Source organism: Pseudomonas sp. NFACC51 (genome assembly GCF_900103575.1).
GTDB classification, from domain to species: Bacteria; Pseudomonadota; Gammaproteobacteria; order Pseudomonadales; family Pseudomonadaceae; genus Aquipseudomonas; species Aquipseudomonas fluorescens_Q.
In genome coordinates, this window is the sequence record NZ_FMXH01000005.1 from 193,106 (window position 1) to 218,290 (window position 25,185).

At 61.0% G+C, this 25,185-nt stretch carries 21 protein-coding genes; 1 reads left to right on the forward strand and 20 read right to left on the reverse strand.

The window, feature by feature from the left end; all coding sequences use genetic code 11:
- Nucleotides 1-3 precede the first annotated feature (3 nt).
- Nucleotides 4-1,116: an S-(hydroxymethyl)glutathione dehydrogenase/class III alcohol dehydrogenase gene (locus BLT00_RS12615; protein ID WP_063322750.1), complete on the reverse strand. Its 1,113-nt coding sequence runs from the start codon at nt 1,114-1,116 to the stop codon at nt 4-6.
- Nucleotides 1,117-1,223: 107 nt separating this feature from the next.
- Here BLT00_RS12615 and BLT00_RS12620 point away from each other — a divergent pair, with 107 nt between their 5' ends.
- The gene (locus BLT00_RS12620; RefSeq protein WP_072343395.1) at nt 1,224-2,120 is read left to right on the forward strand and encodes a LysR family transcriptional regulator; all 897 of its coding nucleotides are present in this window, start codon (nt 1,224-1,226) and stop codon (nt 2,118-2,120) included.
- A 52-nt stretch (nt 2,121-2,172) separates the two neighbouring features.
- Here BLT00_RS12620 and ispD read toward each other — a convergent pair whose 3' ends face one another.
- The 19 genes from ispD to uppS all read right to left on the reverse strand — a co-directional run bounded on the left by ispD (nt 2,173) and on the right by uppS (nt 25,179).
- Nucleotides 2,173-2,880 (reverse strand): 2-C-methyl-D-erythritol 4-phosphate cytidylyltransferase, encoded by a 708-nt coding sequence (gene ispD, locus BLT00_RS12625; protein ID WP_092144074.1) that lies wholly within the window; start codon nt 2,878-2,880, stop codon nt 2,173-2,175.
- Nucleotides 2,877-3,155, reverse strand: a complete 279-nt coding sequence (gene ftsB / locus BLT00_RS12630) for a cell division protein FtsB (RefSeq protein ID WP_003184873.1) — start codon at nt 3,153-3,155, stop codon at nt 2,877-2,879. The genes ispD and ftsB overlap by 4 nt, the downstream gene beginning before the upstream one ends.
- Before the next feature lie 171 nt (nt 3,156-3,326).
- Nucleotides 3,327-4,616, reverse strand: coding sequence for a phosphopyruvate hydratase (eno, locus tag BLT00_RS12635; protein WP_063322753.1), 1,290 nt, complete (start codon nt 4,614-4,616; stop codon nt 3,327-3,329).
- A 204-nt stretch (nt 4,617-4,820) separates the two neighbouring features.
- Nucleotides 4,821-5,666: a 3-deoxy-8-phosphooctulonate synthase gene (gene kdsA, locus BLT00_RS12640; protein ID WP_063322754.1), complete on the reverse strand. Its 846-nt coding sequence runs from the start codon at nt 5,664-5,666 to the stop codon at nt 4,821-4,823.
- 4 nt (nt 5,667-5,670) lie between these two features.
- A complete protein-coding gene (locus tag BLT00_RS12645) occupies nt 5,671-7,302 on the reverse strand; it encodes a CTP synthase (protein ID WP_003198266.1) in 1,632 nt (543 codons plus the stop codon).
- A 274-nt stretch (nt 7,303-7,576) separates the two neighbouring features.
- Nucleotides 7,577-8,902, reverse strand: a complete 1,326-nt coding sequence (gene tilS, locus BLT00_RS12650; protein ID WP_092144071.1) for a tRNA lysidine(34) synthetase TilS — start codon at nt 8,900-8,902, stop codon at nt 7,577-7,579.
- A gap of 132 nt (nt 8,903-9,034) precedes the next feature.
- Nucleotides 9,035-9,982, reverse strand: a complete 948-nt coding sequence (locus tag BLT00_RS12655; RefSeq protein ID WP_063322756.1) for an acetyl-CoA carboxylase carboxyltransferase subunit alpha — start codon at nt 9,980-9,982, stop codon at nt 9,035-9,037.
- Nucleotides 9,983-10,131: 149 nt separating this feature from the next.
- A complete protein-coding gene (dnaE, locus tag BLT00_RS12660) occupies nt 10,132-13,653 on the reverse strand; it encodes a DNA polymerase III subunit alpha (RefSeq protein ID WP_063322757.1) in 3,522 nt (1,173 codons plus the stop codon).
- A gap of 200 nt (nt 13,654-13,853) precedes the next feature.
- Nucleotides 13,854-14,507 (reverse strand): ribonuclease HII, encoded by a 654-nt coding sequence (gene rnhB, locus BLT00_RS12665; RefSeq protein WP_063322758.1) that lies wholly within the window; start codon nt 14,505-14,507, stop codon nt 13,854-13,856.
- Nucleotides 14,504-15,634 (reverse strand): lipid-A-disaccharide synthase, encoded by a 1,131-nt coding sequence (lpxB, locus tag BLT00_RS12670; protein WP_092144068.1) that lies wholly within the window; start codon nt 15,632-15,634, stop codon nt 14,504-14,506. Before lpxB ends, rnhB begins: the two co-directional genes overlap by 4 nt.
- Before the next feature lie 2 nt (nt 15,635-15,636).
- Entirely contained in the window at nt 15,637-16,413 is a 777-nt protein-coding gene (lpxA, locus tag BLT00_RS12675) for an acyl-ACP--UDP-N-acetylglucosamine O-acyltransferase (protein WP_003198252.1), read from the reverse strand.
- Nucleotides 16,410-16,850 (reverse strand): 3-hydroxyacyl-ACP dehydratase FabZ, encoded by a 441-nt coding sequence (fabZ, locus tag BLT00_RS12680; RefSeq protein WP_003184897.1) that lies wholly within the window; start codon nt 16,848-16,850, stop codon nt 16,410-16,412. The genes lpxA and fabZ overlap by 4 nt, the downstream gene beginning before the upstream one ends.
- A 105-nt stretch (nt 16,851-16,955) precedes the next feature.
- On the reverse strand, nt 16,956-18,011 hold the full coding sequence (gene lpxD, locus BLT00_RS12685; protein WP_060738995.1) for a UDP-3-O-(3-hydroxymyristoyl)glucosamine N-acyltransferase: 1,056 nt from the start codon (nt 18,009-18,011) through the stop codon (nt 16,956-16,958).
- A gap of 3 nt (nt 18,012-18,014) precedes the next feature.
- Nucleotides 18,015-18,518 (reverse strand): OmpH/Skp family outer membrane protein, encoded by a 504-nt coding sequence (locus BLT00_RS12690; protein WP_003184901.1) that lies wholly within the window; start codon nt 18,516-18,518, stop codon nt 18,015-18,017.
- 45 nt (nt 18,519-18,563) lie between these two features.
- Nucleotides 18,564-20,951 (reverse strand): outer membrane protein assembly factor BamA, encoded by a 2,388-nt coding sequence (bamA, locus tag BLT00_RS12695; RefSeq protein ID WP_063322760.1) that lies wholly within the window; start codon nt 20,949-20,951, stop codon nt 18,564-18,566.
- A 74-nt stretch (nt 20,952-21,025) separates the two neighbouring features.
- Nucleotides 21,026-22,378, reverse strand: a complete 1,353-nt coding sequence (rseP, locus tag BLT00_RS12700) for an RIP metalloprotease RseP (RefSeq protein ID WP_092144065.1) — start codon at nt 22,376-22,378, stop codon at nt 21,026-21,028.
- A gap of 52 nt (nt 22,379-22,430) precedes the next feature.
- A complete protein-coding gene (gene ispC / locus BLT00_RS12705; protein ID WP_063322762.1) occupies nt 22,431-23,621 on the reverse strand; it encodes a 1-deoxy-D-xylulose-5-phosphate reductoisomerase in 1,191 nt (396 codons plus the stop codon).
- A complete protein-coding gene (locus BLT00_RS12710) occupies nt 23,618-24,424 on the reverse strand; it encodes a phosphatidate cytidylyltransferase (RefSeq protein ID WP_063322763.1) in 807 nt (268 codons plus the stop codon). Before BLT00_RS12710 ends, ispC begins: the two co-directional genes overlap by 4 nt.
- Nucleotides 24,424-25,179 (reverse strand): polyprenyl diphosphate synthase, encoded by a 756-nt coding sequence (gene uppS, locus BLT00_RS12715; protein ID WP_063322764.1) that lies wholly within the window; start codon nt 25,177-25,179, stop codon nt 24,424-24,426. The genes BLT00_RS12710 and uppS overlap by 1 nt, the downstream gene beginning before the upstream one ends.
- Between the last annotated feature and the right edge of the window lie 6 nt (nt 25,180-25,185).

The following is a 25,185-nucleotide window of genomic DNA, read 5'->3' on the forward strand; positions in this document are numbered from 1 at the left end:
ACCTCAGAAATGAATAACGGTGCGGATGCTCTTGCCTTCATGCATCAGGTCGAATGCCTTGTTGATATCTTCCAGGCCCATGGTGTGGGTAATGAAAGTATCCAGCGGGATTTCGCCCTTCTCGGCCATGTCCACGTAGCTTGGCAATTCGCTGCGACCGCGCACGCCACCAAAGGCCGAACCGCGCCAGACGCGCCCGGTCACCAACTGGAAGGGACGGGTGGCGATTTCCTGGCCGGCGCCGGCCACGCCGATGATCACCGACTCGCCCCACCCTTTGTGGCAGCACTCCAGCGCGGCACGCATCAACTGGACATTGCCGATGCACTCGAAGGAAAAGTCCACGCCGCCGTCGGTCATATCCACGATGACCTCCTGGATCGGACGATCGAAGTCTTTTGGGTTGACGCAATCGGTAGCGCCCAGTTGCTTGGCGATTTCGAACTTGGCCGGGTTGATGTCAATGGCAATGATGCGCGAGGCCTTGGCCTTCACGGCACCAATCACCGCCGACAGGCCAATGCCGCCCAGGCCGAAGATCGCCACGGTATCACCTGGCTTGACCTTGGCAGTGTTGAGGACCGCGCCGATGCCGGTGGTGACGCCGCAACCCAGCAGGCAGACTTTTTCCAGCGGCGCTTCTTTTGGAATCTTCGCGACGGAGATTTCCGGCAGCACGGTGTACTCCGAGAACGTCGAGGTGCCCATGTAGTGGAAAATCGTCTCGCCCTTGTAGGAAAAGCGCGAAGTGCCGTCCGGCATCAGGCCTTTGCCCTGGGTGGCGCGAATCGCTTGGCAGAGGTTGGTCTTGCCCGACTTACAGAATTTGCACTGGCCGCACTCCGGGGTGTACAGCGGGATCACATGGTCCCCCACCGCGACCGAGGTCACGCCTTCGCCGACGGCTTCGACAATAGCGCCGCCTTCGTGGCCGAGGATCGACGGGAAGATCCCTTCCGGGTCGGCGCCCGACAAGGTGTAGGCATCGGTGTGGCAGACACCGGAAGCCACCACGCGCAACAGCACTTCGCCCGCCTTGGGCATGGCGACGTCGACTTCAACGATTTCCAGGGGTTTCTTGGCCTCGAAGGCAACGGCAGCGCGCGACTTGATCATCCGGTCTCTCCAGCAAATAAAAACAAGACCGGGAGTGTAATCCTCCGCCGGACGATGAATAATCCAACCAAAAGCAAAACATTATTGCCGTACAGGGATAATCTTTCATGTCCGAAAACCGCTGGGAGGGGATCGACGAATTTGTGGCCGTGGCCGAATGCAGTCAATTCACCGCCGCCGCCGAACGCCTCGGGGTGTCGTCCTCCCATATCAGTCGACAAATCGTACGGCTCGAAGAACGTCTACAAACACGTTTGCTGTACCGCAGTACCCGCCGGGTGACACTGACCGAAGCCGGGCAAACCTTTTTGCAGCATTGCCAGCGCCTGCAGGACGGACGCGAGGAAGCACTGCGGGCCGTCGGCGACCTGGCCAGCGAACCCAAGGGCATGCTGCGCATGACCTGCGCCGTGGCCTACGGCGAGCGGTTTATCGTGCCGCTGGTGACGCGTTTCATGGGGCTCTACCCGCAGTTGCGGGTCGACATCGAGCTGAGCAATCGCCCATTGGACCTGGTACATGAGAGCCTGGACCTGGCGATTCGCCTGGGTCGCTTGCAGGACTCCCGCCTGGTCGCTACGCGCCTGGCACCGCGGCGCATGTACCTGTGCGCTTCCCCCTCATACCTGGAACGCTACGGGCGGCCCCATAGTCTGTCGGAACTGAGCCGCCACAACTGCCTGATCGGCAGCTCCGACATCTGGCAGTTGGAGCAGAATGGGCGGGAATTTTCCCAGCGGGTACAGGGAAACTGGCGCTGCAACAGCGGGCAAGCGGTGCTCGATGCGGCGTTGCAAGGTGTGGGGTTGTGCCAACTGCCGGATTATTACGTGCTGGAGCATTTGCACAGCGGTGCATTGATCTCGCTGTTGGAAGCCCATCAGCCGCCGAATACGGCAGTGTGGGCGTTGTATCCACAGCAGCGGCATCTGTCGCCGAAGGTGCGCAAGTTGGTGGAATATTTGAAGGAAGGGTTGGCTGGGCGGCCGGAGTATCGGGGGTGACCGGGGGTCTTTGTTGCCTGGGCTGACGATCTAACGAGGGAACAGATCCCGTTTAATGCCGATTCGCCCAGCGCTGGCGCAACCACTCCAAATCTTCCGGCCGGGTGACCTTGATGTTATCGGCCCGCCCTTCGATCAGCCGTGGCGCCTGCCCCGCCCACTCCATGGCGGACGCTTCATCGGTAATCACCGCATCCGCCACCAGGCTGTCAGCCAGGGCCCGATGCAAGGCGCCGAGGCGGAACATCTGTGGCGTGTAGGCTTGCCAGATCACGCTGCGATCAACGGTCTCCAGCACGCGGCCGTGTTTGTCGACGCGCTTGAGGGTGTCGCGCGCCGGAACGGCCAGCAGGCCGCCGACCGGGTCGTTCGCCAACTCGCTGAGCAGTGTGTCCAGGTCGGCCCGGGCCAGGTTGGGCCGGGCTGCGTCGTGCACCAGCACCCAGTCGTGATCGTCGGCGCCCTGCTCGTGCAGGTGCAGCAAGGCATTGAGCACTGAATCCGAACGTTGCTCGCCACCGTCGACACGCTGGATGCGTGTGTCGTTGGCACAGGCCAGGGTCGGCCAGTAGGGATCATCGTGTGCAAGGCTGACCACCACACCCTTGACGGTGGGATGGTCGAGAAAACAGCCGAGGCTGTGTTCAAGAATTGTGCGTCCGCCCAATTGCAGGTATTGCTTGGGACGGTCCGCAGCCATACGAGCGCCAACGCCCGCGGCAGGAATTACGGCCCAGAAGGCCGGCAAACGAATACTCATTGGGCCAACTGGTAGAGGGTTTCGCCCTCCTTGACCATGCCCAGTTCATGTCGAGCCCGCTCTTCAACGGTCTCCATGCCTTTTTTCAGCTCTGTCACTTCGGCGTCCATCACCCGATTACGCTCCAGCAGCGCCTCGTTTTCGGCGTGTTGGTCGGCAATTTGCTGAGTCAGGTCGGCCACTTGCGCCAAGCTGCCATTGCCCACCCACAGGCGGTACTGCAGGCCGGCCAGCAACAGGAGCAAGACAAGAAACAACCAATTGGGACTGCGCATCGAATATCAGGTATCCAGTGAAAAAAGACCGCCATGCCAAACTTTGAAGCGTCTGATAGCACGAAGCCTGGAAGAACCAGGCTTGTGCTTGATAAGGCATCAGATTAGAGACAAAACCGCCGCCATGGCGACTTTTGCGACCTAAACCGCTGTCTTTTTACCATTTACCGCTTAACCGCGAAACTCGGCGCGACCGTTGTACTTGGCCTTGCCATTCAATTGCTCTTCGATACGCAGCAGTTGGTTGTACTTGGAAACGCGGTCGGAACGGCACAGCGAACCGGTCTTGATCTGGCCTGCCGCAGTGCCCACGGCCAGGTCGGCAATGGTCGAGTCTTCGGTTTCACCGGAACGGTGGGAGATCACGGCGGTGTAGCCGGCAGCCTTGGCCATCTGGATGGCTTCCAGGGTTTCGGTCAGGGTGCCGATCTGGTTGAACTTGATCAGGATCGAGTTGGCGATCTTCTTGTCGATGCCTTCTTTCAGGATCTTGGTGTTGGTCACGAACAGGTCGTCACCCACCAGCTGGGTTTTCTCGCCGATCTTGTCGGTGAGGATTTTCCAGCCAGCCCAGTCGGACTCGTCCAGGCCGTCCTCGATGGAGATGATCGGATAACGTTCGGTCAGGCCCTTGAGGTAGTCGGCGAAACCTTCGGCAGTGAACACCTGGCCTTCGCCGGACAGGTTGTACTTGCCGTCTTCGAAGAACTCGCTGGCGGCGCAGTCCAGGGCCAGGGTCACGTCGGTGCCCAGCTTGTAGCCAGCGTTGGCCACGGCTTCGGAGATCACTTTCAGCGCGTCTTCGTTGGACGCCAGGTTCGGTGCGAAACCGCCTTCGTCGCCAACGGCAGTGCTCAGGCCACGGGCCTTCAGCACGGCCTTGAGGTGATGGAAAATCTCGGTGCCCATGCGCAGGCCTTCGGAGAAGGTCTTGGCGCCAACCGGCTGCACCATGAACTCCTGGATGTCGACGTTGTTATCGGCATGCTCGCCGCCGTTGATGATGTTCATCATCGGCACCGGCATCGAGTAGACACCCGGGGTACCGTTGAGGTTGGCGATGTGGGCGTACAGCGGCAGGTCCTGGTCCTGGGCAGCGGCCTTGGCGGCGGCCAGGGACACGGCGAGGATCGCGTTGGCGCCCAGGGAGGCTTTGTTCTCGGTACCGTCGAGCTTGATCATCGCGTGATCGAGGGCTTTCTGGTCGGCAGGGTCCTTGCCCAGCAACAGGTCGCGGATCGGACCGTTGATGTTGGCGACGGCTTTGAGCACGCCCTTGCCCAGGTAACGGCTCTTGTCGCCATCACGCAGCTCCAGCGCTTCGCGCGAGCCAGTGGAAGCACCGGACGGCGCGCAGGCGCTGCCGATGATACCGTTGTCGAGAAGCACGTCCGCTTCAACAGTGGGGTTGCCACGGGAGTCGAGAACTTCACGACCTTTGATGTCGACGATTTTTGCCATTGTTGTAAACACTCCAAAGTTGACTAGAACGTTGCAGGAAGCTTGCTCCCACTCGGCTGCGACACGACTTGAACTCAACGGGAGCGCTTCGCACTCCAGCGGGAGCAAGCTCCCTCGCCACAGGGTACAAGGCGTGCCCTCAAGAACGGTGCGGCCCGCAGGCCAGAGCGATTATCGGGCGGTACTTTACCGGAGAAAACCGCGTTACGCGGTTTCTATCGTCGGAAAACTCTTGACCAGCTCGTCCAACGCCTTGAGCTGAGACAGGAAGGGTTCCAGCTTGTTCAAACGCAAGGCACAAGGACCATCGCACTTGGCGTTGTCTGGATCGGGGTGGGCTTCGAGGAACAGACCGGCCAGGGACTGGCTCATGCCCGCCTTGGCCAGATCAGTGACCTGGGCGCGCCGACCGCCAGCGGAGTCGGAACGACCGCCAGGCATCTGCAAGGCATGCGTCACGTCGAAGAGCACCGGGTACTCAAACTGCTTCATGATGCCGAAGCCGAGCATGTCCACCACCAGGTTGTTGTAGCCGAAGCTCGAACCACGCTCGCAGAGGATCAACTGGTCATTGCCGGCCTCTTCGCACTTGCTCAGGATGTGTTTCATTTCCTGGGGCGCGAGGAACTGGGCTTTCTTGATATTGATCACCGCGCCGGTCTTGGCCATCGCGACCACCAGGTCGGTCTGGCGCGACAGGAAGGCCGGCAACTGGATGACGTCGCAGACCTCGGCGGCGACGGCGGCCTGGACCGGCTCGTGGACGTCGGTGATGATCGGCACGCCAAAGGCTTGCTTGATGTCCTGGAAGATCCGCATGCCTTCTTCCAGGCCTGGGCCACGGTAGGACGTCACGGACGAACGGTTGGCCTTGTCGAAACTGGCCTTGAAGACATAAGGAATCCCCAGTTTCTGGGTGACCTTCACGTACTCTTCGCAGACCTGCATCGCCATGTCGCGGCTTTCCAGCACGTTCATGCCGCCAAACAGCACCATGGGCTTGTCGTTGGCAACCTCAATGTCGCCGACGCGGATTATCTTCTGAGCCATCGTCTTATGCCTTTTTCTGGTGTTGAGCCAAAGCGGCTTTCACGAAACCGCTGAACAACGGATGACCGTCCCGTGGTGTCGAGGTGAACTCGGGGTGGAACTGGCAGGCGACGAACCATGGGTGATCCGGAGCCTCGACCACTTCGACCAGCGCGCCGTCACCGGAACGACCGGAGATCTTCAGGCCGGCTTCGATCAACTGTGGCAACAGGTTGTTGTTCACTTCGTAGCGATGACGGTGACGCTCGACGATCACATCCTTGGCGTAGCAATCGTGCACCTTGGAGCCGGCTTCCAGCAGGCATTCCTGGGCACCGAGACGCATGGTGCCGCCCAGGTCCGAACTTTCGGTACGCACTTCCACGGCACCGGTAGCATCTTCCCACTCGGTGATCAGGCCCACGACCGGATGGCCGCTGGCACGATCGAACTCGGTGGAGTTGGCATCTTTCCAGCCCAACACGTTACGGGCGAACTCGATGACCGCCACTTGCATGCCCAGGCAGATACCCAGGTAGGGCACCTTGTTTTCGCGAGCGTATTGCACGGCAGTGATCTTGCCTTCCACGCCCCGCAGGCCGAAGCCGCCCGGCACGAGGATCGCATCGGCGCCTTCGAGCAGGCCGGTGCCCTGGTTCTCGATGTCTTCGGAATCGATGTAGCGCAGGTTGACCTTGGTACGGTTGCTGATGCCGGCGTGACTCATCGCCTCGATCAGCGACTTGTAGGCGTCCAGCAGTTCCATGTACTTGCCGACCATGGCGATGGTGACTTCGTGCTCCGGGTTGAGCTTGGCATCGACCACGGCTTCCCACTCGGACAGATCGGCACTGGCGCATTGCAGGCCGAAGCGCTCGACGACGAAGTCGTCCAGGCCCTGGGAGTGCAGGATGCCCGGAATCTTGTAGATGGTGTCGGCGTCTTCCAGACCGATGACCGCACGCTCTTCAACGTTGGTGAACTGGGCGATCTTGCGACGCGAAGAGATGTCGATCGGGTGATCGGAGCGGCAGATCAGCACGTCCGGCTGCAGGCCGATGGAACGCAGTTCCTTGACCGAGTGCTGGGTCGGCTTGGTCTTGGTTTCGCCAGCGGTGGCGATGTACGGGACCAGGGTCAGGTGCATCAGCATCGCGCGCTTGGCGCCGATTTCAAAACGCAACTGGCGGATGGCTTCGAGGAACGGCTGGGACTCGATGTCGCCCACGGTACCACCGATCTCGACCATCGCCACGTCGGCATCGCCGGCACCCTTGATGATGCGGCGCTTGATTTCGTCGGTGATGTGCGGGATGACCTGGATGGTCGCGCCCAGGTAGTCACCACGACGCTCCTTGCGCAGCACGTGCTCGTAGACACGGCCGGTGGTGAAGTTGTTGTTCTGGGTCATGGTGGTGCGGATGAACCGCTCGTAGTGGCCCAGGTCCAGGTCGGTCTCGGCGCCGTCGTGGGTGACGAACACTTCACCGTGCTGGAACGGGCTCATGGTGCCCGGGTCGACGTTGATGTACGGGTCCAGCTTGAGCATGGTGACCTTAAGTCCCCGCGCCTCCAGGATGGCCGCCAATGAAGCCGAGGCAATGCCTTTCCCCAATGAAGAAACAACACCGCCCGTGACGAATATGTAGCGCGTCATGAAAAACCCTAGAAGTCTGCGTTAAAGCGGTCCGAGCCGCCGGGGAAAGCGAAGGAAGGCCGAAGCCCCCGATCACCTGCATTAATCACAGTGCACCTTTCAAAAAAACCGCCGCGTTGGGACAGACCGGAAGTGAAATCACCGGTACGTTGCTCGCTACACATTTTTTGGAATCGCCCAGCAAAGACTGCTTGGTAATCGGCAACTCCTGCAATTCAGGCGAATCCACAGAAGTTGTATCAAGAAGGGAGCGTAGTCTACCGGAAAGCCCCTTTCAGCTCAAACCCAGATCTTGGCTTCCTGGCGTCCAGATCAATTGCCAACTGCCATCAGCCTGTGCATCGAGCCCGGTCAGGTTGGCCACCGCCAGCAATTGCTCGCCCTGATAGAGCAGCGGCAATCGGCCGCGAACGAACACCGGCACGGCCTTTTCATTGAGCAAACGCTTGAGGTCACGATGACCACGACCCGCTAACACCATCACCTCGCCGCCTTGACGATAGCGCACGCTAAGCGGTCCCGCAGGCGGCGTGCCGTCGAGCACTACCCGACCATTGCCCGGCAAGCGCAGCGCAACCGCCGGATCGGCCCAGTCGACGGTGCCTGGCAGCGAACATAGCCAGTGGTCGGATAACCACCAGACCCGCCCGGCGGCGCGATGCAGCTCGCCACCGGCCAGGCGCCAGATCGGCCGGGCATCGTCGGCAGCATCGCGCAACGAGTCCCAGCCCGACCAGTGATCGGTGTCGGGCAGCAGGGTCATCGGTGCCAGCCAGTGGCTCAAGGCGTTGCGCTGACGGGCCGGCGACAACGCCCGCAAAGGCGCCAGCGCCAGGGATTGCAGCCCGAGCCAGTCGAACGCGCCCGGGGTCGCGGCCTGGGCCAGGTCGATTTGCGCCAGATCGTCCAGCAACCCCTGGGCTTCGCCCATGTGCGCAGCGCTACGAGCCAGGGTCGTCGAAGCTTGGGGCCATTGCTTGGCCAACACTGGAAAAACTCGCTGGCGCAGGTAATTGCGCGCGTACCGATGGTCGTCGTTGGATGGGTCTTCGATCCAGCTCAAGCCATGCTGCCTCGCATAGGCTTCCAGCTCCGCCCGGGGCACATCGAGCAAGGGCCGCAGCAAATGCCCTTGACCCAAAGGACGCTGCGCCGGCATCGCCGCCAGGCCCTTCACCCCCGCTCCCCTGAGCAGGCGAAACAGCAGGGTTTCGGCCTGGTCATCGCGATGCTGGGCGGTAAGCAGCACTTCATTGCTGTGGATCGCCGCGACAAAGGCCGCGTAACGCGCTTCCCGCGCGGCGCGCTCGACACTGGGGCCAGGGCGCACTTGCACAGCCACCACATCCAGCGGCACGCCCAGGGCCGCACAGACCGAACGGCAATGGTCCGGCCACGCCTCGGCCACCGCCTGGAGGCCGTGATGCACATGGATAGCGCTCAGCGGGGGCAAGGGTTGGCGTTGAGAAAGGGTTACGAGTAGGTGCAGTAGGACGGTGGAGTCGAGGCCGCCGGAGAAGGCGATGCGCCAGGTGGCGGCGTTGCTCCAGGGGGATAGCTGTGTGAGGAGCCGGGTTGGCAGGTCCGTGCTGTGGTTCATAAGGGTTTGCCTTGGCACAAACAAATGTGGGAGCGGGCTTGCTCGCGAAAGCGGTGTACCAGTCAACGCATCTGTTGAATGTTAAACCGCTTTCGCGAGCAAGCCCGCTCCCACATGGGTGTTGCAGTCAGATCAGAGGCCGTAGCTCATCAACCGCTCGTAGCGACGAGCCAGCAGCGCTTCGTTGTCGAACTTCTTGAGCATCGACAGTTGCGAGCTCAGCTCGGCGCGGATCAGTGCCGCCGCTGCAGCCGGATCGCGGTGAGCGCCGCCGACTGGCTCGCTGATCACTTTATCGACGATACCCAGGCCTTTGAGACGCTCGGCGGTAATGCCCATGGCCTCGGCGGCATCCGGCGCCTTCTCGGCGGTTTTCCACAGGATCGAGGCGCAACCTTCCGGCGAGATCACCGCATAAGTGGAATATTGCAGCATGTTCAACTGGTCGCAGACGCCGATGGCCAACGCACCGCCGGAACCGCCTTCGCCAATCACGGTGGCGATGATCGGGGTTTTCAGGCGTGCCATGACGCGCAGGTTCCAGGCAATTGCTTCGCTCTGGTTGCGCTCTTCGGCGTCGATGCCCGGGTAGGCACCCGGCGTGTCGATGAAGGTCAGGATCGGCATCTTGAAGCGCTCGGCCATTTCCATCAGGCGGCAGGCCTTGCGGTAGCCTTCCGGACGCGGCATGCCGAAGTTGCGGCGTACTTTCTCGCGCACTTCGCGGCCTTTCTGATGGCCGATCACCATCACTGGCTGGTCTTCCAGACGGGCGACACCGCCGACGATCGCGGCGTCGTCGGAGAAGTGACGGTCGCCATGCAGCTCATCGAACTCGGTGAAGATGTGCTCGATGTAGTCCAGGGTATAGGGACGACGCGGGTGACGCGCCAGGCGAGCGATCTGCCAGCTGGTCAGCTTGCCGAAGATGTCTTCGGTCAGCGTGCGGCTTTTGTCCTGCAGACGAGAGATTTCATCGCCGATATTCAGCGAATTGTCATTACCGACCAAGCGCAACTCTTCGATCTTGGCTTGCAGGTCGGCGATCGGCTGTTCGAAATCTAGAAAATTCGGGTTCATAGGCGTCCGTCTTGGGTCGACGTCCAAGAGAGCTTGGGCCGGCCGGTTGTCTATTCGCGCCTACCTTAAGGGAGAGGCGCGTTCAGGTCGAGATTAAAAATTCGGGTCGAGATCAGGGGTATTCCGGTTTCAAGAATGGCCCCTGGCCGTCAACGGTATTGGAGGAAGACGTTGTCTTTGCCGAACTGGTCACGCAAGGCTTGAATCAACGCATCCGCCGGATCGATCCGCCAGCCTTCGCCGAACTGCAACACAGCCTTGGCATCGGGGCGTACGTACTCCATGGTGATCGGACAAGCACCGCGATGGCGCTTGAACAATTCGCCCAACCAGCGTAGCTGATCGCCCTTGAGATCCTGGGTCTGCAACTTCAGGCGCAGGCTTTCAGCCAGGTTGGTACGGGCGTCTTCCATGCTCATCACCCGCTTGACCCGCAGCCGCAGGCCACCGGAAAAGTCATCGTTGCTGACCTCGCCTTCCACCACCACCATCGCGTCGGTCTGCAACAGCGACTGCGCCGAATGGAACGCATCGGCGAAAAGTGACGCCTCGATGCGCCCGGAGCGGTCGTCGAGGGTGATGAAACCCATCTTGTCGCCCTTTTTGTTCTTCATCACCCGCAGGGCGATGATCATGCCGGCGACGGTTTGCGTATCGCGCGCCGGCTTGAGGTCAATGATGCGCTGGCGGGCGAAGCGGCGGATCTCGCCTTCGTATTCGTCGATCGGGTGCCCGGTGAGGTACAGGCCCAGGGTGTCTTTCTCACCCTTGAGGCGCTCCTTGAGGGTCAGCTCCTTGGCCTTGCGATGATTGCCGTAGACATCGGCGTCTTCTTCGACGAACAGCCCGCCAAACAGGTCGGCATGGCCGCTGTCATGGGTGCGGGCAGTCTGTTCGGCGGCCTTGATCGCCTCCTCCATTGCCGCCAGCAACACCGCGCGGTTGCGGTCGATGTTGGCCTGGTAGGCCTTGGGCTCATCCTGGAAATAAGGCCCCAGGCGGTCCAGGGCGCCACTGCGGATCAAGCCGTCGAGGGTGCGCTTGTTGATGCGCTTGAGGTCAACCCGGGCGCAGAAATCGAACAGGTCCTTGAACGGCCCGTCCTGGCGCGCTTCGGTGATGGCTTCCACCGGCCCCTCGCCCACGCCCTTGATCGCGCCCAGGCCGTAAATGATGCGGCCTTCGTCGTTCACCGTGAACTTGAACTCCGAAGCGTTCACGTCCGGTGCGTCGAGGCGCAGTTTCATGGTCCGCACTTCTTCGATCAAGGTCACGACCTTGTCGGTGTTGTGCATATCCGCCGACAGCACCGCGGCCATGAATGGCGCCGGGTAGTGCGCCTTCAGCCACGCGGTCTGGTACGACACCAGGCCATAGGCGGCGGAGTGGGATTTGTTGAAGCCGTAGCCGGCGAACTTTTCCACCAGGTCGAAAATGTTACCGGCCAGGTCAGGGTCGATGCCGTTGGTGGCGCACCCCTCAATGAAACCGCCGCGTTGCTTGGCCATTTCCTCGGGCTTTTTCTTACCCATCGCCCGACGCAGCATGTCCGCGCCGCCGAGGGTATAACCGGCCATGACCTGGGCAATCTGCATCACCTGTTCCTGGTACAGGATGATGCCGTAGGTCGGTGCCAGCACCGGTTTCAAGCCTTCGTACTGATAGTCCGAGTGTGGGTACGCCAGCTCGGCGCGACCGTGCTTACGGTTGATGAAGTCATCCACCATGCCCGATTGCAGCGGGCCCGGACGGAACAGGGCCACCAGTGCGATCAGGTCTTCCAGGCAGTCGGGCTTGAGCTTTTTGATCAGCTCTTTCATGCCCCGGGATTCAAGCTGGAACACCGCTGTGGTTTCGGCTTTTTGCAGCAGGTTGTAGGTCGGCTTGTCATCGAGCGGGATGAAGGCAATGTCCAGCGGTTCTTCGCCGACCTTGGCCCGGTCACGGTTGATGGTTTTCAGCGCCCAGTCGATGATGGTCAGGGTGCGCAGGCCGAGGAAGTCGAACTTCACCAGGCCAGCCGCCTCGACGTCGTCCTTGTCGAACTGGGTCACCAGGCCGTCGCCTTCTTCATCGCAATAAATCGGCGAGAAGTCGGTCAGTTTGGTCGGCGCGATGACCACGCCACCGGCGTGCTTGCCAACGTTACGCACCACGCCTTCGAGCTTGCGGGCCATCTCCCAGATTTCCGCGGCTTCTTCATCGACCTTGATGAAGTCCCGCAGGATTTCTTCCTGCTCGTAGGCTTTTTCCAGCGTCATGCCGACTTCGAACGGAATCATCTTCGACAGACGATCCGCCAGGCCGTAGGACTTGCCCTGTACCCGCGCCACATCGCGCACCACGGCCTTGGCGGCCATGGAACCGAAGGTGATGATCTGGCTCACGGCGTTGCGACCGTACTTCTCGGCCACGTAGTCGATCACCCGGTCACGACCGTCCATGCAGAAGTCGACGTCAAAGTCGGGCATGGAGACCCGTTCCGGGTTGAGGAAACGTTCGAACAGCAGGTCATATTCCAGCGGATCGAGGTCGGTGATCTTCTGCACATAGGCCACCAGCGACCCGGCACCCGATCCACGGCCAGGACCCACCGGCACGCCGTTGTTCTTGGCCCACTGGATAAAGTCCATCACGATCAGGAAGTAACCGGGAAAGCCCATCTGGATGATGATATCCAGCTCGAAATTCAACCGATCGACATAGACCTGGCGCTTGGCTTCGTAATCTTCGGTGGTGTCCTTGGGCAGCAGGACGCTGAGGCGCTCCTCAAGACCATCGAAGGACACCTTGCGGAAATACTCGTCGATGGTCATGCCATCGGGGATCGGGAAGTTGGGCAGGAAGTGCTTGCCCAGCTTCACTTCGATGTTGCAGCGCTTGGCGATCTCGACGGTGTTTTCCAGCGCCTCCGGCAGGTCGCTGAACAACTCGGCCATTTCCTCGGCGCTTTTGAGGTATTGCTGGTCGCTGTAGTTCTTCGGACGGCGCGGATCATCAAGGGCGCGGCCCTCACCAATGCAGACACGGGTTTCGTGGGCCTCGAAATCTTCCTGCTTGATGAAGCGCACGTCGTTGGTCGCCACCAGTGGCGCGCCTATCTTGTCGGCCAGGGCCACGGCGGCGTGCAGGTGTTCTTCGTCGTTGGGGCGATTGGTGCGCTGCACTTCGATGTAGAAGCGATCGGGAAACACCGCCATCCAGTCGCGCGCCAGGACTTCAGCCTCTTCGGCGTTGCCACTGAGCAGGGCCAGGCCGATTTCACCCTCCTTGGCCGCCGACAGCATGATCAGCCCTTCGCTGGCTTCAGCCACCCACTCGCGCTCGATGATGATCGAGCCATTGCGCTGGCCGTCGATAAAGCCGCGAGAAATCAGTTCGGTCAGGTTGCGGTAACCCACGGCATTCATCACCAGCAGGCTGATGCGACTCAACGGCGCGTCCGGGTCCTTGTTCGACAGCCACAGGTCGGCACCGCAGATCGGCTTGATCCCAGCGCCCATGGCGGCCTTGTAGAACTTGACCAGCGAACACATGTTGTTCTGGTCGGTGACCGCTACGGCAGGCATGTTCATGCCCACCAGGGTCTTGACCAATGGCTTGATCCGCACCAGGCCGTCGACCAGGGAGTATTCAGTGTGCAGGCGTAGATGAACGAATGAAGCCGGCATAGTGATCCTGCGTTAAGTCATGAAAACAACAAGGCCCGGATTGTACCGGGCCTTGGGTAAAACATCAGCCTGCAACCCATACCGCTCATTGAAGTGATTGAATCCGTGGCGAGGGAGCTTGCTCCCGCTGGGCTGCGCAGCAGCCCCCTTCTTATGGGCGCTTCGCACCCAAGCGGGAGCAAGATCCCTCGCCACAATGATCAGGCGAATCTCTCGATTTCGATCACCCCTTCACGGGCTTCATAAGCCAGCCGCACCGGGGCGAACGAACGCCGATGGATGGGCGTCGGCCCAAGGCGCGCCAGGGCTTCCAGATGAACGGGGGTCGGGTAACCCTTGTGACCGCCGATGCCATAGCCCGGGTAAATCAATTCGAAAGCGGCCATTTCCCGGTCGCGACTGACCTTCGCCAGAATCGAGGCCGCCGCGATGGCCGGCACCTTGGCGTCGCCCTGGATCACCGCTTCGGCGCGCATCGACAGTTTCGGGCAACGATTACCATCGATCATCGCCAGTTTCGGCGTGATGTGCAGGCCCTGCACGGCACGCTGCATGGCAAGCATGGTGGCGTGCAGGATATTGAGTTCATCGATTTCTTCCACTTCGGCCCGGGCGATGCACCAGCTCAGGGCTTTCTCGCAGATCTCGTCGTAGAGCTTTTCGCGACGGGCTTCAGTGAGTTTCTTCGAATCGTTGAGGCCCAGGATCGGCCGCTTCGGGTCGAGAATCACCGCCGCCGTCACCACCGCGCCGCACAACGGGCCACGCCCCACTTCATCGACACCAGCCACCAGTTCTTCCACTTCGGCGACCAGGTTGAAGTCCAGGCCCATCTGTAGCTTTGAGTTGCTCATGGTTTTGCGCCAATCAGGGTCAGTACCGCGTCAGCCGCCTGGTTGGAAGCATCACGACGCAAGGTACGGTGGATTTCGTCAAAGCCTCGGGTCTGCTCCTCGCCGCCGTCGATCAAGGGCGACAGCGTGGTGGCCAGCGCCTCGGCGGTCGCCTCGTCCTGCAACAGCTCCGGCACCAACAAGCGCTGGGCCAACAGGTTCGGCAAGGACACGTAAGGGCTCTTGACCATGCGCTTGAGAATCCAGAACGTCAGCGGCGCCAGGCGATAGGCGACCACCATCGGGCGTTTATACAGCAGCGCTTCAAGGGTAGCAGTGCCGGAGGCAATCAACACGGCATCGCAGGCCGCCAACGCTTCGTGGGAACGACCGTCGAGCAGCGTCACCGGCAAATCGCGACCAACCAGCAACGCCTCCAACTGCGCGCGACGCTGCGCACTGGCACACGGCAGGACAAAACGTACACCGGGACGCAGCGCCCGAAGGCGCTCGGCGGCGTCGAAAAACAGCCCACCCAGGCGACTCACTTCGCCGCCCCGGCTGCCGGGCATCAAGGCCACCAGGGGGCCCTCGGGCAGGCCCAACGCCTGGCGGGCCGCATCGCGGTCGGCTTGCAGGGGAATGGTATCGGCCAGGGTGTGCCCGACAAATCGAACCGGCACGCCCTTCTCTTCATAGAACCGGGCTTCGAACGGCAGCAGCGTCAGCATCAGGTCGCAACCTTCGCGAATCTTCAGCACCCGCTTCTGCCGCCAGGCCCAGACCGATGGACTGACGTAATGCACGGTCTTGACACCGGCCTGACGTAGCTTGAGTTCGATATTGAGGGTGAAATCCGGCGCATCGATGCCGATGAACACATCCGGTTTTTCATCGATCAGGGTCTGGATCAGCTTCTTGCGCCGGGCCAGCAGCTCACGCAGGCGACCGAGTACTTCCACCAGGCCCATCACCGACAGGCGCTCCATCGGGAAATAGGACGTCAGCCCCTCGGCCTCCATCAACGGCCCACCAACACCAATGAATTCGACAGCGGGGTGCTGCGTCTTGAGCGCGCGCATCAGACCGGCGCCCAGAATGTCACCGGAAGCCTCTCCCGCCACCAGTGCAATACGCAAATTAGCCATGGTCAGCGAGTGATGCCGCGGGTCGAAGACTGTATGGAATCGCGGAAGATCGCCACTTCCGGGTGTTGCGCTGAAGCCTCGGCCAGTTCGGCGAGTGCCTGTTCGACCGTCAGGCCCTGGCGATACACGACCTTGTAGGCGCGACGCAGTGCCGTGATCGCCTCTTCGCTGAAACCACGCCGACGCATGCCTTCGAAGTTCATGCTGCGGGCTTCGGCCGGGTTGCCGAACACCGTGACATAGGCCGGGACGTCCTTGCCGATGGCAGTGCCCATGCCAGAGAAACTGTGGGCGCCGATATGGCAATACTGGTGCACCAGGGTGAACCCGGACAGGATCGCCCAATCGTCCACGTGCACATGGCCGGCCAGGGCGGTGTTGTTGACCAGGATGCAATGGTTGCCAATCACGCTGTCATGGCCGATGTGCGCATAGGCCATGATCAGGTTATGGTCGCCCAGGGTCGTTTCGGAACGATCCTGAACGGTGCCACGGTGAATCGTCACACCTTCGCGGATCACGTTGTGATCGCCGATGACCAGACGGGTTTCTTCACCTTTGTACTTGAGATCGGGCGTGTCCTCGCCTACCGAAGAGAACTGGTAGATGCGATTGTGCCGACCAATCCGGGTCGGTCCCTTGAGAATTACGTGGGGACCGATCACCGTACCCTCGCCAATTTCCACACCTGCGCCGACAATCGACCACGGGCCGACCTCGACATCGGCGGCCAAAACGGCCGTCGGATCGATGATTGCGCGAGGGTCAATCAAACTCATAGTTTGCGTTCCGCACAGATGATTTCAGCGGAGCAGACTGGCTTGCCGTCGACCGAAGCCTGGCATTCGAATTTCCAGATCTGGCGCTTGCAACTGATGAACTTGGCTTCGAGGATCAACTGATCGCCCGGGGTGACCGGCTGGCGGAAGCGCAGCTTGTCGGAGCCGACGAAGTAATAGAGCGTGCCGTCGGCAGGCTTTACGTCGAGCATTTTAAAACCAAGGATCCCGGCAGCCTGAGCCATCGCCTCGATGATCAATACGCCCGGCATGATTGGATGCGCGGGGAAGTGACCATTGAAGAACGGCTCGTTGATGCTGACATTCTTATAGGCGCGAATGCGCTTGCCTTCAACGTCCAGGTCCACCACCCGATCCACCAGCAGGAACGGGTAACGGTGAGGCAGGTATTCGCGAATCTCGTTGATGTCCATCATTTCGGGGGGAAGCCTATGTAAAGATTGGGAGCGCACGAGTGACGCGCACTCCGCTAGCAAATCAAGATGCCCTAACGGCTGTGCACACTTGATATGGAAATGGTATCAGCCATCTGATGAAGCATTACCGCCAGGGGTCACGTCCCCTACACGCTTTTCCACCTGCTTGAGGCGCCGCGCGATGTCGTCGAGCTGGCGGATACGCGCCGCGCTCTTGCGCCATTCGGCTGCCGGCTGCATGGCCGTACCGGAAGAATAGGCACCCGGTTCGGTAATCGAGTGGGTCACCATGGTCATCCCGGTCAGGAACACGTTGTCACAGATATCGATATGGCCCACCAGCCCCACGCCACCGGCGAGCATGCAATGCTTGCCGATCTTGGTGCTGCCGGAGATGCCCACGCAGGCGGCCATGGCGGTGTGATCACCGACCTGGACGTTGTGGGCGATCTGGATCTGGTTGTCGAGCTTGACGCCATTGCCGATGACCGTATCGGCCAGGGCGCCGCGGTCGATCGCGGTGTTGACGCCGATCTCCACGTCATCGCCAATGGTGACGCCACCGATCTGGGCGATCTTCTGCCAGATGCCTTTCTCGTTGGCGAAACCGAAGCCTTCGCCGCCCAACACCGCGCCGGATTGAATCACCACGCGCTTGCCGATGCGGACATCGTGGTACAGGGTGACCCGTGGGGCCAGCCAGCCACCTTCACCGATCTCGCTGCGTGCGCCAATGACACAATGGGCACCCAGCGTGACACCCGCACCAATGCGGGCCGCGCTTTCGATGACCACGAACGGACCGACGCTGGCCGTGGGATCGACCACGGCATCCGCCGCGATCACCGCGCTGGGATGAATACCAGCAGCCGACTTGGGCTTGGGATCGAACAGATGGGAAATTCGCGCATACGCCAGGTACGGATCGGGCACGATCAGGGCATCGCCGGCAAACCCTTCGGCATCAGCGGCCTTGAGCAACAGCGCGGCGGCCCGGCTATCGGCCAGATACTTGCGATACTGAGGATTTGCCAGAAAGCTCAACTGAGCTGGGCCAGCCTCTTGCAAAGTGGCTAGCCCAGTAATTGCCTTCTCCGGGTCGCCACGCAGGGTGGCGCCGAGGAACTCGGCCAACTGGCCGAGCTTGATAGTCGCTGTCATGGATTACTTCAGCTGATTCATGCGCTCGATTACCTGGCGCGTGATGTCGTATTGAGGCTTGACATCGATCACTGCGCCACGCTCGAACACCAGGTCAAAACCACCTTTCTTGATGACTTCTTCCACGGCGCTGTCGAGTTTCGGCTTGAGTTGCTTGAGCATTTCGCGGTCGGCAACAGCTTTCGCTTCGTTCAGCTCCTTGGACTGGAACTGGAAGTCACGGGCCTTTTGCTTGAATTCAAGCTCCAGACGCTCACGCTCGCCCTGGGCCATCTTGTCGCCACCGGCTACCAGACGATCCTGAATGCCCTTGGCGCTGCTTTCCAGGCCCTTGAGCTTGGTCAGTTGCGGACCGAATTTCTTCTCCGCATCCACGGCGTATTTCTTCGCTGCGTCGGATTCCAGCAGGGCCATCTGATAATTCAGCACGGCAATCTTCATGTCGGCAAAAGCCGGACCGGCGACCAGCACGGTGGCCAGGAGAACCAATTGAGTCAACTTACGCACGATGTACTCCTACAAAATCCATTGTCGTTATCTTGGGTCAGGCGCTTAGAACGTCTGGCCGAGGGAGAATTGGAACACTTGGGTTTCAGCGTCATCCGGTTTCTTGATCGGCATCGCCAATGCGAAGCTCAAGGGGCCCAGCGCGGTGACCCAGGTCACGCCCACGCCGACGGAACTGGCCAGGTTGCTCAGGCTGATGTCGTTGCACTCCGTATTGGAGTTGCCCCCGTTAGAAGTAGTGGTGTCTTCGCATGTGGAGTCGAATACGTTACCGACGTCCCAGAATACCGAAGTGCGCAGCGAGCGCTGATCCTTGACGAACGGCATTGGGAAAAGCAACTCCACGCCACCCTGGAGGAGGACGTTACCGCCGAATGGCAGCGGATCCTGGTCCGGATCACGGATTGTACCAGTGTTACCCGTGACACTCGCTCCCCGGCTCGGCGTACTGCGCGGCCCGAGCGTACTGTCCTTGAAGCCACGCACCGAGTTGAAACCACCGGCGTAGTAGTTCTCATAGAACGGCAGGCCATCGGTCGAACCGTAGCCGTCGCCATAACCCAGTTCGGTGTGCAGGCGCATGGTGTAGTTGTCGGTCAACGGCTGGAACAGTTGGCCACGATAGTCGAGCTTGAAGAATGACAGGTCACTACCCGGCACAGTCGTTTCCAGGACCAGGCTCTGGGAATGACCACGGGTCGCCAGCACGCCCTTGTTCAGGGTCGACTCGGACCAACCGGCAGACGCCTTGAAGTTCAGGTACTTGTCGCCTTCTTTCTCGACGAAATCGAAGATCTCGTCAACGGTATAGCGGCCAGTGCTGATCTCGTCCTGCTGGGCGGTGAGACCGAATGTAAGCCGCGAAGTCTCGCTGATTGGATAACCCACGTTGACGCCGGCACCCAAGCTGTCTACTGCATAGCTGGAGACATCGGAATCGAGCTCGTCATAGTCGGTGGTACGGTAGAAGGCGTTATAGCCCAGGCTCACGCCGTCAGCGGTCCAGTAGGGGTCCACGTAACCGAAGTTGTAGCGGGTCTGGTACTCACTGCGAGTCAAGCCGATGCTGACCTTGTTACCGGTACCCAGGAAGTTGTTCTGGGTGATCGAGCCACCGAGGATCAGACCGGCACTCTGGGCAAAACCGACGCTGGCAGTGATCGAGCCGGAAGCCTGCTCTTCGACGCTGTAGTTCACATCCACCTGGTCATCGACACCGGGCACTGCCGGGGTCTCGACGTTGACTTCCTTGAAGAAACCCAGGCGCTCCAGGCGGGTCTTGGACTGGTCGATCAGGTAGGTCGAGGCCCAACCGCCTTCCATCTGACGCATTTCACGGCGCAGCACTTCGTCCTCGGACTTGGTGTTGCCACGGAAGTTGATACGGTTGACGTAGGCACGCTTGCCCGGGTCCACGGCGAAGGTGATGTCGACGGTGTGGTCTTCATCATGCGGCTGTGGCACGCCGTTGACGTTGGCGAAGGTGTAACCCTCGTTACCCAGGCGGCGGGTGATCAGCTCGGAGGTGGTGGTCATCAGCTTGCGCGAGAACACCTGGCCCTTCTGCACCAAGAGCAGCGACTTGACCTGGTCTTCAGGCACTTTCAGGTCGCCGCTGAGCTTGACGTCACGAACGGTGTATTTCTCGCCTTCGTTGACGTTGACTGTGATGTAGACGTGCTTCTTGTCCGGGGTGATGGACACCTGGGTCGAGGCGATGTCCATGTTGATGTAGCCGCGGTCCAGGTAGTAGGAACGCAGGCGCTCCAGGTCACCGGAGAGTTTTTCACGGGCGTACTTGTCGTCGTTCTTGAAGAACGACAGCCAGTTGGTGGTCTTGAGTTCGAACAGGTCGATCAGGTCTTCGTCAGGGAAAACCGTGTTGCCCACCACGTTGATGTGCTGGATGGCTGCCACGGTGCCTTCGTTGATGTTGACCTTCAGGCCGACGCGGTTGCGCGGTTGCGGCACCACTTCGGTGTCGACGGTGGCCGAGTAGCGACCCTGGGCAACGTACTGGCGTTGCAGTTCGTTGCGTACACCTTCGAGGGTGGCGCGCTGGAAGATCTCGCCTTCGGCCAGGCCGGATTGCTTGAGGCCTTTCATCAGGTCTTCAGTGGAGATCGCCTTGTTGCCTTCGATCTCGATACTGGCGACCGACGGGCGCTCGACAACGGTGATGACCAGGACATTGCCGTCACGGCCCAGTTGGATATCTTGAAAGAAGCCGGTCTTGAACAGCGCACGCGTGGATTCCACCAGGCGCCGATCATCCGCCTGCTCGCCGACGTTCAACGGCAAGGCACCAAAGACGCTACCCGCGGAGACCCGCTGGAGGCCATTGACGCGAATATCAGAGATAGTGAAGGACTCGGCGTGAACTTCGGCGATCATCAATACGGTGAGAACCGCAGTTAGCAGCAGACGTTTCATGAAGTCCTTTCTTATTCCAACTGGCAATAAACAAACTGCCGCAAAATGCGGCAGATTCGCAATTCAGCGAAGCGTTACAGACGACCCAGATCGTTGACGAGGGCAAGCAACATGACCCCGACCACCAAGCTGATACCGATCTGTATCCCCCAACCTTGCACCCGATCCGACAAGGGACGACCACGCGCCCACTCGATCAGATAAAACAGCAGATGCCCCCCATCCAGTACCGGGATGGGCAGCAAATTCAGAACCCCCAGGCTAATGCTCAGATAAGCAAGGAAATTCAGGAAATCAGCGACGCCCGACTGGGCAGAAGCGCCCGCCACTTTAGCAATGGTTATCGGTCCACTCAAGTTTTTTACCGAGAGCTCGCCGAACAACATTTTCTTGAGCGAGTCCAGCGTCAGGACGCTCATGGTCCAGGTACGACGCGCACCCTCGCCAATCGCCGCCACCGGGCCGAAACTGACCTCGCGAATCATTTCCGGTGGCCAGTCGACCGCCTTGACGCCCGCCCCCAGGTAACCGCTCGGTGCCTTGCTCTCGCCACGGGCGGCCAGGGTCACCGGGACATCGATTGGAGCACCGTCGCGCTCGATGCGCAGCACAATTTTGGTATCAGGACGTACACGAACCGAATCGACCACCTGCTGCCAATCGCTGACCGGCTGGCCGTCGAGGGCCAGCAACCGATCGCCGGTCTTCAGGCCTGCAGCCTGGGCCGGGCCTTTCGGATCGAGTTCGGCGAGTATCGGTGGCATCGCCGGACGCCATGGCCGGATCCCCAGGGACCGGATCGGATCGGGCTCGTCGGCGCCCTTGAGCCAGTTGTCCAAGGTCAGTTCGCGAGGCGAATCCACCGTGGAGCCCTGCTCACGCACCATCAATTGCAACGAACCGCTCTCACCCAGGCGACGCACCAGTTGCAGATTGACCGCCGCCCAGCCCGAGGTCGGCTCGCCGTCGATAGCGACGATTTCCTGCCCGACGCCCAACCCGGCACGGGCGGCAACGCTACCCGACTCCACCGCACCGATGACCGGACGCACCTGCTCGCTGCCCAGCATGGCCAGGCCCCAGAAAAACACCATGGCCAGCAGGAAGTTGGCGATCGGCCCCGCGGCGACGATGGCAATACGCTGACGGACGGTCTTGCGATTGAAGGATTGATCGAGCTGGTCTGCCGGGACTTCACCTTCTCGCTCATCGAGCATCTTGACGTAGCCGCCCAGCGGGATGGCCGCCACGACGAACTCGGTGCCTTTCTTGTCGTGCCAGCGCAGCAAGGGCATGCCAAAGCCCACGGAAAAACGCAGGACCTTGACGCCACAGCGCCGCGCGACCCAGAAATGACCGAATTCGTGAAATGTGACCAACACCCCCAAGGCAACCAGGGTGCCGACAATCATATAGAGCGCGCTCATCTGTTTTCTCCGCAATCCTGTCCAGGGCAACCCTGGCTAACGTATCGCAGCTTCAACGCCCGTGGCGCTGCAGCCATTGGCCCGCCAATTCACGAGCCCTGGCATCCGCCGTAAATACCGTGTCGAGGTCATCGACCGAAACCACGGCCTCGAGATTCAAGACTTCCTCGATGATACTCGCGATCTCGAGGTAACGGACACGTCCATCGAGAAACGCTGCAACCGCCACTTCATTGGCGGCATTAAGCATGGCCGGCGCACTGTCGCCCGCCTCGGCCGCCTGGCGCGCCAGGCGCAGGCAGGGGAAACGCTGCTCATCGGGCGCCTGGAAATCCAGGCGGGCGATGGCGAACAGGTCCAGCGGCGCAACACCCGAATCGATACGCTCCGGCCAGGCCAGGGCATTGGCGATCGGGGTGCGCATGTCCGGATTGCCCAACTGGGCCAGCACCGAACCATCGACATAGTCCACCAGGGAATGAATCACGCTCTGGGGATGAATCACCACCTCGACCTGGGACGGCTTGGCATCGAACAGCCAGCAGGCCTCGATCAGCTCCAACCCCTTGTTCATCATGCTGGCCGAATCCACGGAAATCTTGCGCCCCATGGACCAGTTCGGGTGGGCACAGGCCTGCTCGGGTGAAACATGCACCAATTCTTCCAGCGGCGTCTGCCGGAACGGACCACCGGAGGCTGTCAGCAAAATCCGCCGGACACCCACCGCGCCGAGGCCACGGGAAAAATCCTGCGGCATGCATTGAAAAATCGCATTGTGCTCGCTGTCGATAGGCAGCAACACCGAACCGCTTTTGCGCACAGCCTGCATGAACAGCGCGCCGGACATCACCAGCGCTTCTTTATTGGCCAGCAGGATCTTCTTGCCTGCTTCCACCGCCGCCAGCGTCGGACGCAAGCCCGCCGCACCGACGATTGCCGCCATCACGGCGTCGACTTCCGGGTCGGAAGCCACTTGGCAGAGGCCTTCCTCCCCCACCAGCACGCGAGTTTGCAGGCCGGCTGCGCGCAGATCGTCCTGCAGCGCCCGCGCCACAGCGGCCTCAGGCACCACGGCAAACCGCGGCGTGTGGCGTATGCACAAGGCCAGCAATTCACTCATGCGCGTGAAACCACTGAGGGCGAACACCTGGTAACGCTGCGGGTGCCGGCCGATGACGTCAAGCGTACTCAGGCCGATCGAACCGGTCGCACCGAGGACAGTGATCTGCTGGGGGCGACTCACGACGCCGCCATCCACAACAGCACGGCAAAGATCGGAATCGCGGCGGTAAGACTGTCGATGCGATCCAGCACGCCACCGTGACCGGGCAGCAGGTTACTGCTGTCCTTGATTCCCGACTGACGCTTGAACATGCTTTCGGTCAGGTCGCCGACCACAGACACAAATACGATCAAGGCGGCCCCCATAAGGCCCATCAGCAGCTGCGCGACCGTCCAGTCCCGCACGAAGCCGACCACAGTGGTGATCACCAGGCTCAAGGCCAGGCCACCATAGACCCCTTCCCAGCTCTTGCCAGGGCTGACCTTCGGCGCCAGCTTGCGCTTGCCGAAGGCCTTGCCGGAAAAATAGGCGCCGACGTCGGCACCCCAGACCAACACCATCACGGCCATGATCTGCCAGTTGCCCAGCGGGTCTTGCTTGATCCAGATCAGCCCTTGCCAGGCCGGCAGCAGGATCAACAGGCCGATCACCAGCTTGGTCGCCGCATTGGCCCAATGATGGGTAGTCTGCGGGTAGGTCAGGACCAGGAAGGTCGCTGTCGCCCACCACAGCACCGCGGCACCCAACACCCAAGGCGCGAGCCCGGGCATCACGTACATGATGAACAGCATGGCCGCCACGGCCGCTGCGTAGGCCACGCGCGCCGACTGCGCAGGAAAACCCGCCAGCCGCGCCCATTCCCACGCCCCCAGGGTCACGACCAGTCCGATGAACAGCGCAAAACTGGCGCCTTCGAGCAGGAAGAAACCGCCCAGGGCGATGGGCAACAGGATCAAGGCAGTGATGATTCGTTGTTTGAGCATTAAACCCGGGCTCCAGCTTCGATCTGCTCGCTCGTTTTACCGAAGCGACGCTGACGGGAAGCGAAATCGGCCAGTGCGGTGCGCATGGCATCGTGTTTGAAGTCCGGCCAGAACAGGTCGGAGAAGTACAACTCGGCATACGCCAACTGCCAGAGCAGGAAGTTGCTGATGCGATGCTCGCCACCGGTACGGATGCACAGGTCCGGCAACGGCAGGTCGCCGGTCGCCAGGCAGGTCTGCAGCAGTTCCGGCGTGATGTCTTCCGGGCGCAGGTGCCCGGCCTGGACTTCCCGCGCCAGCCGCTGGGCAGCCTGGGCAATGTCCCACTGTCCACCATAGTTGGCGGCGATCTGCAGGACAAACCGATCGGCGCCCGCAGTCGCTGCCTCGGCTTCGCGCATCGCAGCCTGCAATTCAGGATGGAAGCGCGAGCGATCACCGATGATCCGCAGGCTGATCTTGTTATCGTTGAGGCGCTTGGCCTCACGACGCAGGGCCTTGAGGAACAGGTCCATCAAGGCACTGACTTCATCGGCCGGACGCTGCCAGTTCTCACTGGAGAAGGCGAACAGGGTCAGCACCTCGACCCCTGCCTCGGCGCACACCTCGATGACCGCACGCACCGCATCGACACCCGCCTTGTGCCCGGCGACGCCAGGCATAAAGCGTTTCTTGGCCCAGCGGTTATTGCCGTCCATGATGATCGCCACGTGGCGCGGCACCGCGAACGGCACGGCCTGCTTGGTCTTTTCCATGAAAAC